Below are 13,535 nucleotides of genomic sequence, written 5' to 3'. Positions count from 1 at the left end.
CGGACGTATCAGCTTCTTGATCTCTCGAAGCGACGCCGCCCACAACGCAAGCGTCTCCTCAATCGACGCTGCCCGCGTCCACGATCTCCGAATCATGGTTGCCCATGGATTCAGAAACCTTCCAAGAACGCAACTGTAATGCTAGATCGCTGGCGCCAGCAGGGCATACCTCACGCAGGAAGCGGCGAATGGATGGCAGGTGGCCGTTTCGGCAGAAGGATTGGCTGAAGTTGTGGATCGTTGCCTCGACACCGGCGCCTGCGACGGGACGGCACCCTCGAGTCCGTTCGGCGGCAATTTCGCCCAACTCGCCGAATTGAAGCGGAACAGTCCGGAGCTTCGGATCCTGATTTCGTTGGGCGGTTGGAGCGGGTCGAAATACTTCTCGGTAGCCGCTGCCACGCCGATGTCGCGCGCGCGGTTCGCACAATCCGTCATCGAGGCGTTCTTTCGGCCGTATCCGGGCCTGTTCGATGGTGTGGATGTCGATTGGGAGTTTCCCGTCTCAGGAGGACGTCCAGGGAATCTCGCGCGCCCTGAAGACCGTGGTCATTTCACGCTCCTGATTGCGGAAGTCCGCCGAAAGCTCGCCGAGCGTTCCGCATCGGAGCGCAGGGAGCTGGAGCTCACCATCGGCGATCCAGATCCCGATCTCCAATGTCGATGCCAGTGTGGACGCCTTGATCAGGGCCGGCGTGCCGCCGGCAAAGGTGATGCTCGGGGTGGCCGTCTATGGAAAAGCTGTTGCGGACGTTCCGCAGGAGAACGGCGTGCTCTTCCAAAAGGGGGCGACAGCGAGCGAGGAGTGGGGAGGGAGCGACGGCATCGATTATCGGGATCTCGTTGCCAGGCGACCGGAAGAGCAGGGCTTTCGCCGGTATTGGAGCGACGAGGCCCAGGTGCCATGGCTCTATGATGCCGAACGGCGGATATCGACCAGCTACGACGATCCGCCCTCCATCGCACGCAAGGCGATGTATGCCCGCGCCCATCGACTCGCCAGGATCATGATCTGGGACCTGTTCGCCGACGATGGTTCGCTGCTCGCGACATTGCGCGTCCTTCCCGCGCGAAGGTCCGATTAGGAGTGTGGTCATCGCGTCGTGTTGAAGCGCGTCATCCGTGCGCCTCGAGCGAACTCAGCCGCGAAGTGCGTTCGATGCCGTGAGATCAGGGCCACGTCGGTTGAAACCGGCAATGTCGGACATCTGACAACCGGCAGCATCGTTCGAGAGGCATGCTGGCGACAATGCGTGTTTCTTGTCGTGATGCGACGTGCGCACCGGATTGCGGAACGAATCTGGCCCTGGGCGGCGAGGTTGTAGATCTCGGTCGGTTGCGTCAGGCGGATCAGAGTCGTGGAACCAGTGCAGTTGGCGGCTTGTGTTCTCTCCCCCGAAAATCAGGAATGTGCGGAGATGCACTTCGCCGGCGGCGGATTGGAATGAGCCCTGCGAGACCGCTAAAAACAACTTGAATCGCACGTGGCGTCAGATTGTAGGTTCGAGGCTATCACGAAAACGACACGCGGCGTCAATGAATCATCGGCAAGTCACGTTCGAGCTTCGCGCCTCTCTTCAAGAGATCCGTACTTCGACGCACCAAAGCGTGAGGCGCTTCGCCGCGGTGCGTTCGGTCGATTTCTCTTCGAGAGGTTGCGCCACTTCGCTCCAGTAGATCGAAACAAATTTGGTCAAAAACAGATCGAGAAGACCTCGTCAACAAGAAGACGCGGCGCACTGTGGAAGGTCGATGGAATGGTATGACTGGCGCGCGTCGGAAGCTCGGAGCGTTTGTGTCATGCGGGTAACACGTCTCTCGTCTCCCGCTTGCTGGACTGCTCGCGTGCAGCGTCCTGGGCCAGCGCACGCGCGAACTCGAGTTGCGCCTGCATGACGAGGGCTGCAGATTTTCGAATGCGCGACTGCGAAGGGGGTATCGGTGACTTCTTACAATTTTCTCTTCGCCTCGTGGGGCACGTTGGGAAATCTCAGTCCGCTGCTTACAGCGGCTCGCCGATTGCGCCGGCATGGTCATCATGTTCGGGTGATCGCCGATCCGGCCATGCGGACGGAAGTCGAAGCCGCCGATTTCGAATTCGTGACATGGTGCCGCGCCCCGAAGGGGGAGGCCGCGGACCCGACGGATGTCTCAGACCTGCGAGATCGGATGCGCAGGGTCGTCTTTGAGCCTTGCTCTGCCTACGCGGCCGATATTCGCGACGAGATTGGCCGTGTGCCAACAGATGCGGTCCTCGGTCTCGACCTCCTGTTTGGCGCGGCGGTCGGGGCGCAAGCATGTGGCGTGCCTTTCGCGTTTCTCTCGCCTCACGTCAGCATTCGGATTCTGCCGGGAATGCCGCCTGCGACGTCCGGATTGGGGCAACCGAAAACGCCGCAGGAGCGCGCCGAAGTCGGGGCAGCCTCGGCCGCGCTCGCTGCGGCGATGAACGCGTCCCTTCCCGTCCTCAATAGAGCCCGCGTCGATTTTGGCCTTCCTGTTCTTCCAGACGCTATGGACCTGTTCGACCAGGCAGATCGCGTTCTGCTGGCAATCAGTCAGGCCTTCGACTTCGAGGCAGACTCTCTTCCGGGCAGTTTCCGTTATATCGGGCCCTTGCTCGATGTGCCGAGTTGGTCCAGGTCGTGGCAGGCTCCCTGGACCGCGGGACTCGATTGTCCCCGCGCGCTGATCGCCTGCAGCACCGGTGCGCAGGGCCAGCGCGACTTGTTTCAACGCGTCATCAATGCCGTCGGCGCCATCGATATCGAAGCTGTTTTCACGACAGGTCCAAATCTGGACATAGCCGATCTTCGTGCTCCGAAGAACATCCATCTGGTGTGCGGCGCGCCCCACGACTCCGTTATGAAGGATGTTTCTCTTGTCATATCCCAGGGCGGCCACGGGACGGTCACCCGTTCAATCATCAATGCGTTGCCGCAACTCATTCTGCCAATGGGACGAGACCAGTCGGCAAACGCAGCGCGGGTCGAAGCAAAGGGAGTAGGGCTTCGATTGGGACCGACAGCTTCCGAACCGGAGATAGCGGCAGCGATAAAGCAGCTGATCACGGGACCGCAATTCAAGGTCGCGGCCCGAAAGCTCGGCGAAGTTATCAAAGCTGATATCGATACATCGCCTCTTGTCCACGAGATGGAGATTCTTGCCGCGATCGGACGACGGCGACGAAGCCGCTCGTGACGAGCTACGTCTGGTGCCGATCCGGCGATCTCGGGGGCGGCGCCTGGTCGATGCATTGTCTCCCGGACGAAAACATCTCGAAGCTGCGACATGGCGCCAGCCTTGACGCCGATCAGGAGAAATACGGCTGTGCGCATTCATCCCAATTCGTTCGCCTTCACCTTGTTGCTTGGTCTTTTGGCGTCGTTGCCGACATTCGGCATTGCCATGATCCTGCCAGGCCTTTCGGCGACGGCAGCCGATCTCGGCGCGACGTCGGCCGATGTCGGTCTGGCGATGAGCGTCTATCTCATGAGCATGGGAGCGGCGCTTCTCGTCTATGGGCCGATATCGGATCGCCTCGGCCGCAAGCCGATCGTTGTGTTTGGCTGTGCACTTGTCGTCGTCGCGAGCCTGGGCTGCCTTTTGTCCGTTTCGCTGCCGCAGTTGCTGTTCTTTCGCGCCCTGCAGGGAGCTGGCGCGTCGGCGACCGGGATCGCTGCCGTTGCGATTGTCAACGACCTCTTTGAGGGCGAGGCCGCGGGGCAAAGATGGCCAACGTGGTTCTGGCGATCTACATCGTCCCGATGATCGCGCCCACCGTCGGCGCGGCGCTGCTTGCGCTAGGCAGTTGGCGGACCATTTACCTCGTGCCGACCGCAGGAGGATTGGTGCTGCTCGTCGCGATGTTCGGTTTCAGCGAGAGTGCGACAATCGATCCAAAGCTTCAGCTCAGCCATGCGACAATCCTTCGAAACTATCTTCGCGTTCTGCGGCATCCACTCTGTGTGGGCTATATCCTTTGCAACGCCGCGGCTGCGGGAGCCATGTTCGCCTACGTTGCCGGCTCATCGCTGTTCTTCATCAATGGCCTGGGTCTCAACCCGTATCAATTTGGTGTGATCTTCGGAGCCAGTTCGCTGTCCGTCATGCTTGGCACCCGCGTCAACAGGATTCTCGGCCGTCTGGGCCTGTCGCCGGCGCCAGTGATTTTGGCCGGCCTCGCACTCTCGACCTTCCTGGCCACGTCCCTGGTCATCATGACGCTCGCGGGAGGCAAATCGGCTGTTCTGGTGGTGATCGTGATCGTCGGCGTCGCATTGTCATTCGGCCTAATCTCGCCTCATACCACGAACGAAGCGGTACGGCCGATGCCGGAAATCGCGGGGACCATCAGTGCCGCGAGAGCGTTCGTGCAGATGATTGGCGCCGCGTCGTCCATCGCAATGGTCGCTGCGCTTTACGACGGGCATTCGGTATTTTCGATGGCTGCGTTGATGCTTGGCTTTTGCTTGTTGGCATTCGCCATCTATGTTGGCGTCGTTCTTCCGGCCGAACATCTCTTCTCAGTTGCTTGAATGCCAACCAGGTTAGGGAGGAAGGACCGTGATTTCTTGTGGCACGTTGAAGCCCGTCCTGTTGTGTCGCGACGGCGTACGTTTGGCACATGTTGAGGCCGGACCTACAGCCCCGCAAATCCCTCCGCTGCTCCTGATCAATGGCTGGACGGGAGACCACGGCATCTTCACGCCGCAGATCGCCCATTTTGCTCAAAGCCGCCGTGTCGTGGCCGTCAATATTCGCGGCCACGGCGCCAGCGATGCGCCCGAGCAGGAGTACACCATCGCAGGATTTGCTGACGATATCGCTTGGCAATGCGCTCAACTGGAACTGCTCAAGCCTGTTGTGATCGGCCACAGCATGGGAGGCCGGATCGCGCTCGAACTGTGCGGCCGCTATCCTGACCTGGCCTCAGGCGTGGTCATGATCGACACAATCGTCATGCCGCCTCCGATCTTGCGCGAATCCCGCGAGCTTACAAGGCTACTGGAAGGCATTGGCGGACCCAACTATCTGGCGGTCTTAAAGGCAAACGCGTGGGAGATGGGCTGCGATTTTGACGATCCCACCCGGCGAAAGATGATCTACGAGACCTATGTACTTCCGTCTTGCGAGCAAACGCCACAGCATGTGGCCTATTCGATGATACGGAACGCAACCTTGAATTATGATCCCGTCCCTGCAGCAGAAGCCTGCCGGATTCCCATGGCCTATATTTCCGCAGATGTTCCGCTGGTGAACGTGACGCGCGACCTGGATCGGCTGCAAGAGATCTGTCCACAGCTCGTCATAGCGAAGACAATGCTTGCCGGACATTTCAACACGATCGAGGCTGCAGACCAGGTCAATACCATGCTGGATCGCTTCTTGGCCGTCGGCCTCCGCCGGTGGAGGTAGAAACCTTGAATAGATGCGGAAATCGAATTGGCTGTGATCGCGAGCTGGATTGGTAGCGAAGCCGAATTGGTCCTGTTGGGTTCGGTGCTCGACGCCTCTGCGACCTTCGCCGGCATCACGTGTTGCACCGGTTTTCGGTCCGCGGCACGAAAAGTTCGTTACCAGCACACCATGCCGCCGCCGTCCCACGCCAGGAGTTTCCCCTCTGTCCATGCGCGTGCCGCGGAACACGAAGACGTCGCCGCAATGCGGGTTCGCGCGCAGTGCTTCGCTCACCAGCGCCGACGGCGTATGCACCGACTTGCGAAAGTTGACCGGCTGTGCCGCCAGCACCACTTTGAGGTCGGACCTCAGTGCAATCACCGGATGCCCCGAAGCACCGTCGAAAGCGTCGCCAGTTCCACACCCGGCTCGACCGGATGGCGCCCCGCTCAGCTCGATCTCGATCACCCCGCAGGCCCTGGTCGGCGACGCGCTGATCTCCTTGGTCGACGAAATACGCTCGTCGGCTGCGCCGCTGCTCTCGGCACCATTTTGGATTGGCACAGAGCTCGGCACCTTCGCTACCGCCGCCGCAGCGACTCCGCAAGACCAGGCAGCGGAATGACGGACGTCCGCATGAGCGACGCCGGCGTCGAGTTCCTCGAACGTCTGCTGGAACGAAGCGAGCGAAATCCGGATCGGTCCCGGCCGGCGTCCGCCGCTCCGCAGTACGACAGCCTTTCTACGACGCAACAGGTTGGCCGCTTTCACGATCTCATGGTGGCGGCGGAGAGGTTCGGCGCCGTCGAGGTGCAGCGGGGCCGGAGAGACCGCGGCCATCTGATCGAGCGCTTGCGTGTCCGAGATCCCGATCTGCTCGCTCGCCATCTGGGCCGCCCGACCGCGAGCGCGATGGCGCAGCGCACCCGGGAGGAGCTGCTACCGGTAGCCGCTACGGGAGAGCCTTGGGTGGCCAGCTTGTTGGACGAGATGACAGGCCGTTGGGCGAGGGGCGAAGCCGCCTACCGGCTGACCGCCGCCCAGACCGAGGCCGCCAAGGAGTTCTTCACACTCCTGGCATCCATTTCGCGGCAGGAAGCCCGAGGGCTCGACGCACGCACGTTCTCTTTCCGAGCAACGAACGACACGAAGGCCTTTGACCGCCACCGCCTCCCGGCTCGCCGCGATTGTTGGTGTCCAAACTGGCCAGCCTGGCGCTGCGGCTGATGTGATTTGGACCAGCATCGGGTTGGAACGCTTCAGCCACCCCGTCCACCTGAAGGGGCCAGTGGTCGTAGAGGGCCCAACCGGTCTCCTGGTGGACGGCACCGCCAAGCCCTTCGCATCCATATACACGCGGCCTCATTCTCGAAAACATCGAGATTGCCTCCGATCGAGCGGACCAGCTTGCGACCGAACTGTCTATCGTACATCTGGACCTGAAGGCCAAAGGCTGTGCGGTCCGGGTCACCAGAGCCGAGAACGCTGAGGTCTATCGCACGCCACTCGATCCGATTCCGTCATGGATGAGACGTCAGCACTGAGCGCCTGCAGCGGCAAGCGACACTGGAAGCGCGCGGTTTGGCTTATGTGAGGGGCGATTCGCGGCGTCCACGCGGCGAGGCGCCGCGATGTTCCCAAACAGTCGATCTGTCGGGGTGATCTACGGGCAATAGCGTCGACAGAATGGAACGCGAGATGGACAAGTAGACATTCACTGCTTACTTGGTCGCCTGAACATAAAAAGGGAGCTTTCGATGAGGCGACCGAGGCCTAGCTTTGTGCTCTAAGCGCGGTTCACGCGTTTTTTTTCGTTCAAAACCGTTCAATCCAGCATACCAATCGGCATCTTTCGCCGGATGCGGAAAAAGGGCCGCGCGAACATTACGCGCGGCCAAGTCAGGGAGGAAACGCCCCAAGGGCCATTGAAGGAGCATCGAGATGAATAGATCGATCACTCATCGAGAGCTACAAGCTTGTGACAGCATCACCGTTGCGAGAACTTCAATCGTCTTTAATCGCGCGCACGAGTGATTGGATAAGCGAATTCTGCGTCGCTTGGCGGCGATTTTCGCAGATGTTTCGCATCTTTTATGCAAAAATGATCAACTTGTCGCACGCTGTGAGCTACTGCCGACCTGATGTGGCAGCTCGTATCTCATCGGCCTGTAAATTGATTTCCAGTTGATAGATATGCAACGTGTCCTCAAAGGCTACGTAGCGCGTCTCGGACCGCTTTTGCCTAGCAAGCTTGGCTCCCCATCATCGCGGCACGAAACTCGTCGCGGCCAGTTCGCTCGCCACGAACAACAGCGCTTCACCTACGCTGCGAATTCAGGATTTCGAAATCAATGTAATCTAATTGGCAGGTCGTCATCGACCGAATGAAGTACTCTCCCGTTTAGCTCAATATAGAAAAACGCCCGTCGCACTCGCGATAACTAGCACTGCGCGAGAGCACAAAGTTATTGAAGGGGTAAAATGAGTAAAATTGCTACGAGGATTGGCGGGCAATCAAAGGGCCGCCGTGGCTTACGCATCGGATTGCGCGGCCAAATGGCACTACTCGGGATTTCTGGGGTCCTCGTCACGGGTGCAATCTATGCCGTCGCCCTGAGTTACGCGAGCCTGGTCCAGAGCGCTTCGAACGACAGCAACCAGTTCAAAGCCCATGTCGCATCATTGTCGCAAAGCTTCCTGGAGTCACGACAAATCGCGAGCGACTTCCTGCGCAAGCCCAGTGAAGTGTCGATCAAGAAGTATGCGGACAATTATGAGCGGCAGCTCGCAGACTTGAGTCGAGTCGAAGCATTTGTGACGGCGTTGCCCGAGGATGACCCGCTGAAGCAGGCGACCTCCCTGCGGCCGGTGATCGGTCTCTATGCAACGCGCTTTCATAACCTCGTGGCAGCGCAACGCAACCTCGGCTTCAACGAAGAGGACGAATTTCAGGGCAAGCTGCGCAAGGCCGTGCACACCGTCGAGCAGCGGCTGGCAGAGCTGAACCAGCCACGCCTGACGATCTTGATGCTGATGATGCGCCGGCACGAGAAAGATTTCATCCTGCGCGGCGAAGACAAATATGGCGATCAACTGGTGGGCCGGGAGGCGGAATTCGAAACCACGCTCGCTCAGTCCAGCGTGCCGGCCGAGGTGAAATCCCAGATCCTCGAGCTGATCCGCGCATACAAGTCGAGTTTTGTGTCGTTCATGGTGACGCAGCAGACGGTGAGCGACCAGGCGGACGATCTCGGACAGATCTACGACCGCATTCGCCCAACGCTCGCGAAGATAATGGCTGTCGCTGACGCGCGTACGCAGGCTGCGGAAAAACGAGCGGAAGGAATTCGGCGGAAACTGATCTGGATGATCGCGCTTGCAACAATGTTCGTGGGCATGCTCGCCATACTGTTCGGCCAGCGCATCGCCAAAACAGTCGCTTCGATGACGGCAGCCATGCGCCAGCTCGGTGACGGTCGGTTCGATGTGGTTCTGCCGGGCCTCGGCCGAAAGGATGAGCTTGGCGAGATGGCCGAGGCAGTCGAAATGTTCAAGCTGAGGGCTCGCGAGAAGGCGCAGGCCGAACTCGACGCAAAGGCCGAACAGGATCGTACCGCTGCCGAGCAGCGTAAGGCCGATATCGCTCGGCTCGCCGGCGAGTTCGAAAACGCTGTGGGCAACGTGATTGACACCGTCTCGTCCGCCTCCACAAAACTTGAAGCCTCCGCACGTAGCCTTACCCGCTCGGCGGATCACAGCCGGCAACTCTCGGTCGAGGTCGCCTCCTCATCGGAGGAGGCGTCTGGCAACGTTCAACGTGTCGCAGCCGCGACGGGCGAAATGGCGGCAACCATCGCCAATGTCGGCCGGCAGGTCGAGGAAGCGGCCAATATGGCGCGCGAAGCGGTTCGCAAGGCCGAACTCAGCGATCAGCGCATGGTTAATTTGGCGGCCGCGGCGGAGCGGATCGGCAGCGTGGTCCAGCTGATCGCCACGATCGCGCGGCAAACCAATTTGCTCGCGTTGAATGCGACGATTGAAGCTGCGCGCGCCGGCGATTTCGGCAGAGGTTTTGCTGTTGTCGCCCAGGAAGTGAAATCTCTCGCGACGCAAACCGCGCACGCGACCCTTGAGATCAGCGAGCACATGGGCGGCATCCAGGCCGCGACGACTGAGTCGGTCGGCGCGCTCACCGAAATCAGTGTCATCATCGGTCGCATCTCGAGGATCGCCATGGCCGTAGTCGATTCGATCGGGGAGCAGGAGGCGACGAGCATGAACATCGCGTTCAATTTGCAGGAAGCGGCGGCCAGGACCACCCAGGTGGCGGCGAGCGCCGGTGAAGTCACCAACCGCGCGAAGGAAACCGGAGGGGCTTCGATGCAGGTGCTGATGTCTGCCGAACTGCTGTCTGAGGAAAGCTGTCGGCTGAAACACGAACTAGACAACTTCCTGGGCAGGGTTCAAGCGGCTTAAGTCTCAACGTCGCAAGCTCTCCACCCCTGAATTTGACCTTTCTTGCGAAGCCAAGTTGCCCCCAGCTGCCCCGGCGGATTGGCGCGCAAATGCTAGGCGTTCAATCAGACCTAGTCTGTTAGCGCTGCAAACGCGGTAATCGCCAAGTCTCTCAATCCTAGAGCTTTCATGCGCGATTTCTTTGTCTCCGCGGCAAGACGGCGGAGCGAGCCGTAATCACACTGAAAAAATGCATTCCTGCCTAATAGCAGCAGGAATAGTGCGTCGATTTCGAATAATAGTTTATGTGTTGACCGGTAGAACGGCGCAACGCAGCGATTGCTACTCTCCGAGGGTATTTCATGGGCAATCATGACCTAGTCTCCAGTAGCTTCCTAGCACTGACCGCGGCCGGCCTCGCGCTGCTCTGCTCGAGCCTGCTCGTATTTGCCTTCGCTTAGCGGCTGCATCGGACGACGACGAGCCGATCGAGATCATCATATGGAATTGTGAATCCCGATGGTCTTGCTGCGGTGAAGAACGTTGAGCATCAGCATCCAGTAGGCGTCCTGCAGCATAGGCGGCTTCGCGATCGCTTACATGAAGGTAACTGCATTGCCGAGAGCGCCTTCGGCACATGCCGACAATCGATGGAATCCGTCGAGAAACTGCATCAGAGCGCGGAATTCAAGCGTCGGTGCCGGGACATTGCATTAATCAATATCGCCATATGGCTACTGTGCAGGGGCGAACGTAACCATTGCGCGAGCCGACTGTTTGTGGAGACCGACAAACTACATTGGCGCGGTTAAACCCATTCCAATTCGACGAAGTAGCAAATGATCTGGCTGCAGGACAATCTGATGGGCTCGGGAGCGAAGTAGTCCGATCGGAGCGCTAGTCCACTGCGTGGGTCAGCTAGTCCGGAATGGAAACGAAGCGGCTGAAACCATCAGCAAGTTGATGTAACTCCAGCTAAAACGGCAGGACTATCTTGTTCAAAGCCGCAACCAGACCCCCGTCCGGGGACGACCTCGATGGCAGATGTCTGCACGGATGCACCTTGCTGTTCGTGAGCGTCGCGACGGCGGTGCTTGCCGGCGTCACGGCTGCGGACGCGGCCGACTGTCCGCGTAAGGACGCGCTCGGGACCTCGCGCGTGCTCGCCGTTGATGCCAAGACTTATCCGCGGGTTGGACTGAAGAGCTTTCCCCAGACGCTCCCTTTGGCCGATCGCGAGGTTGTGCTGACGTTCGACGACGGGCCCCGGCCGCCGTACACGGAAAAAGTGCTGGCGGCGCTCGCGCAGGAGTGCGTCCGAGCCACGTTCTTTGTGGTCGGCAAGTCGTCGGCCCAATTTCCCGAGCTCGTGCGGCGCGCGGCCGCGCAAGGCCACACCATCGCGCACCACACATGGTCGCATTCGATGGCGTCGAAGATCAGCTTCGAGAAGGCGAAAGAGGACATCGACCGCGGGATTGCGGCCGACGAAATGGCGCTCCATGGCGTATCGACAATGGCGCCCTCGACGCCGTTCTTCCGCTTCCCCTATTTCGACTCGACGCCTAAGACGCTCAAGCTGCTCCAGTCTCGGGGCATCGTCGTGTTCGGAGCGGACCTCTGGGCCAGCGACTGGGAGGAGATGACCGCGGACCAGGAGCTGAAGCTCATCACCAGCCGGCTGGATGCCGAGGGCAAGGGCATCATTCTGTTTCACGACGCCAAGGCACATACCGCCGCTATGATGCCCGCCTTCCTACGGTACCTGCACGACAACGACTATCACGTCGTTCACATCGTTCCGACGGCGATACCGCAAAGGAATGCCGATACGCATTGATGGCGAGATGTCACGGCGGCGCAGAGAATGGGTGATCCCCAATTGATCAAGCCTTCGCTCGTGCTAGGCGGTGCAATGACAGAGGGGGAATCGCGGCTGAGCCGTTTCGGGCAGGCTCCGTCAAAGGAAGATACGAACCGCAATGTGACGTAGTAGGTCACTTCAATGGCAGAAGCCCACCGTTTGAGCGATGATCTAAGTGATCTTCTGCTGAACTGGCGCGACAATCCAACGTTGTAACGCGTGTCCGCAGCTAAACCGCCAAGCGGAACCGATCCGCTCGCGTAAGCATCCTGGGGCTATGCACAGAAGGCGGGGGCGGTAGCGCAACCGCCAAGAAGGGATGCGCGGCCAATGTGCTGGTCAGTGCGGAGGTCGAGTGAGCGTTGATAGCTCTCGACGGATCATTTTCGGATTCCGCTACTGAGCGCCTCAGCCCACATTGCATCCATATCAGGAGGCGGCCAGTGTTGGAGATGTTGCGGATCGCGCAAAAGCGATGTTGGCGGGACTCGTGACCATCACCACGTCGATCTAACGTCGCCTCATTTCCGCCTTAACCGCCGAGAGCCTTCGCAGATATTCAGTATTGGCTCCAATAGTGCCGCGATCTCCAAATTTCAAGTCAGTCATAAAACTTTGCATTTTGGCGAATGCTGCAGGATTCCGGCTATGCCGTGTCCCACAACAGAGTAATCCTGTTCCCGCAGCTTGGTATGCTCTCGCTCGACAACTGCTTAAGCTCGTGGGGTTTCTCGTGAGCCACAGTCGCCTTCGCTGGGTCGTGGATTTCTTCGTCACTATCCTGCTGGTGGTAGTCGCAGCGGCTATCGGAGCGGCGGTGGGCTGCGACGATAGGAAAGTGAGCAACGACACGCCCGCTGGCGTGCACATCCGTCGTTGATCGGCGTCATCAAACCGCTTGGACTTGCCGAGGAGCAAGGGGCGGCAGCCCGCTCCAGCGGGGATCTAGTGGTGAAAATCAGACGCTTCGGTCGCCCGAAAAGGCGCATGCACCTTGGCTGACAGCGGGTTCGGGGGCGATATGTTAGATTCTCACCACTAGCGTGACCAACATCATATAAATGAAACCAACTTCTTGCGCATGACGTCTAGATTCGGTCGTTAGCGTCCGTTTCATTGACGGCTTCCCCGGTTACGGTCAGATGAGGCCGCAGCGGTTGGAAATCGCGCGACTCAAGCGCGACGTCAGTCAAAGCTGAATGCCGAGCGGGATATCCTAAAAAAGCCGCGGCCTGCTTCGCGAACGAGTCGACATGAAGTTCGGTTTTGTTGCGAAGCACCGGGGATTTGGCGGGCGGGGTGGTTGTGCGAATCGCTCGGTGTCTCGCGAGGTGGGTTTTATGCGTGCCTGACGAGGGCACGCAGTCAGGTGTCCGGGATGATGAAGTTCGGGGTGAAGGTCCATGCACGAAGGCCGTCTCCCAAGTTCGCCGATACTGGCGGATACGCGTACTTGGCATACCGATCGTTTTGCTGTTTCTGAACAGCCTGAATGCGCCGACTTTCTCGATCGCCTATCAGGCATTTTTCGGCCAAGCGGCGAATGTCCGCGTGTTCTTGCAGACGATTGAGGTAAGCGTGGTGGCCACTGCCATCTGCTTCATCGTCGGCTACCCCACAGCTTATCTGATCACCGCCGCTTCGAAGAGCGTGCGCACGGCGGTCCTGGTGTTCGTTGCCATCCCCTACTTGCGCGTACCGAGCGATCGCGACCGGGCGTTCCGATTGATCACGACCGGCTGTACCGATTGATTGCGACCAGGCGTTCCGATTGATCGCGACCACCCATTCCGGGCGATCGCGACCAGCCTGTGGA

7 protein-coding genes and 4 pseudogenes are annotated in these 13,535 nt (G+C 59.6%); 8 read left to right on the top strand and 3 right to left on the bottom strand.

Features of this window, described 5'->3' with window-relative positions; genetic code table 11:
* Positions 1–199 precede the first annotated feature (199 nt).
* From C7G61_RS46655 to C7G61_RS40805, 4 genes and pseudogenes are all read left to right on the top strand, one after another.
* Positions 200–1,085, top strand: a pseudogene (locus tag C7G61_RS46655) (glycoside hydrolase family 18 protein).
* 961 nt (positions 1,086–2,046) lie between these two features.
* On the top strand, positions 2,047–3,201 hold the full coding sequence (locus C7G61_RS40815; RefSeq protein ID WP_244608729.1) for a glycosyltransferase: 1,155 nt from the start codon (positions 2,047–2,049) through the stop codon (positions 3,199–3,201).
* Positions 3,202–3,291: 90 nt separating this feature from the next.
* Positions 3,292–4,538: pseudogene (locus C7G61_RS47715) on the top strand (MFS transporter).
* A gap of 28 nt (positions 4,539–4,566) precedes the next feature.
* Positions 4,567–5,418 carry an alpha/beta fold hydrolase gene (locus C7G61_RS40805; protein ID WP_244608727.1) on the top strand — a complete coding sequence of 284 codons (852 nt, stop codon included), beginning with the start codon at positions 4,567–4,569 and terminating at the stop codon, positions 5,416–5,418.
* A gap of 216 nt (positions 5,419–5,634) precedes the next feature.
* On the opposite strand, the pseudogene tnpB reads toward C7G61_RS40805, so the two are convergent.
* Positions 5,635–5,751 (bottom strand): annotated as a pseudogene (gene tnpB, locus C7G61_RS47710) (IS66 family insertion sequence element accessory protein TnpB); the annotation flags it as partial.
* A gap of 285 nt (positions 5,752–6,036) precedes the next feature.
* Between tnpB and C7G61_RS40795 the strand changes: the two are divergent.
* Positions 6,037–6,627, top strand: coding sequence for a DUF3322 domain-containing protein (locus C7G61_RS40795; RefSeq protein ID WP_244608726.1), 591 nt, complete (start codon positions 6,037–6,039; stop codon positions 6,625–6,627).
* Positions 6,628–7,956: 1,329 nt separating this feature from the next.
* Positions 7,957–9,876, top strand: coding sequence for a methyl-accepting chemotaxis protein (locus C7G61_RS40785; protein WP_190242235.1), 1,920 nt, complete (start codon positions 7,957–7,959; stop codon positions 9,874–9,876).
* A gap of 110 nt (positions 9,877–9,986) precedes the next feature.
* On the opposite strand, the gene C7G61_RS45335 is transcribed toward C7G61_RS40785, so the two are convergent.
* The gene (locus C7G61_RS45335; protein ID WP_190242234.1) at positions 9,987–10,229 is read right to left on the bottom strand and encodes a hypothetical protein; all 243 of its coding nucleotides are present in this window, start codon (positions 10,227–10,229) and stop codon (positions 9,987–9,989) included.
* Positions 10,230–10,921: 692 nt separating this feature from the next.
* Here C7G61_RS45335 and C7G61_RS40780 point away from each other — a divergent pair.
* Both C7G61_RS40780 and C7G61_RS47705 read left to right on the top strand, forming a co-directional pair.
* Positions 10,922–11,695: a polysaccharide deacetylase family protein gene (locus tag C7G61_RS40780; protein WP_244608730.1), complete on the top strand. Its 774-nt coding sequence runs from the start codon at positions 10,922–10,924 to the stop codon at positions 11,693–11,695.
* A 1,148-nt stretch (positions 11,696–12,843) separates the two neighbouring features.
* Positions 12,844–13,085 (top strand): annotated as a pseudogene (locus C7G61_RS47705) (IS3 family transposase); the annotation flags it as partial.
* Here C7G61_RS47705 and C7G61_RS45705 read toward each other — a convergent pair.
* A partial coding sequence (locus tag C7G61_RS45705) for a hypothetical protein (RefSeq protein ID WP_210205923.1) occupies positions 13,085–13,535 on the bottom strand: 451 nt, incomplete at its 5' end. The pseudogene C7G61_RS47705 and the gene C7G61_RS45705 sit on opposite strands and share 1 nt — an antisense overlap.

The sequence above is a fragment of the Bradyrhizobium algeriense genome, assembly GCF_003062295.1.
In the GTDB taxonomy this organism is placed as follows: Bacteria; Pseudomonadota; Alphaproteobacteria; order Rhizobiales; family Xanthobacteraceae; genus Bradyrhizobium; species Bradyrhizobium algeriense.
Note: the sequence above shows the minus strand (reverse complement) of the source record. Positions and strands in the feature narration are given on the sequence as shown.

Coding starts and splice junctions, on each gene's coding strand:
- C7G61_RS40795 (WP_244608726.1), top strand. CDS start 6,037: ATGAGCGACGCCGGCGTCGAGTTCCTCGAACGTCTGCTGGAACGAAGC.
- C7G61_RS40785 (WP_190242235.1), top strand. CDS start 7,957: ATGGCACTACTCGGGATTTCTGGGGTCCTCGTCACGGGTGCAATCTAT.
- C7G61_RS45335 (WP_190242234.1), bottom strand. CDS start 10,229: ATGATTGCCCATGAAATACCCTCGGAGAGTAGCAATCGCTGCGTTGCG.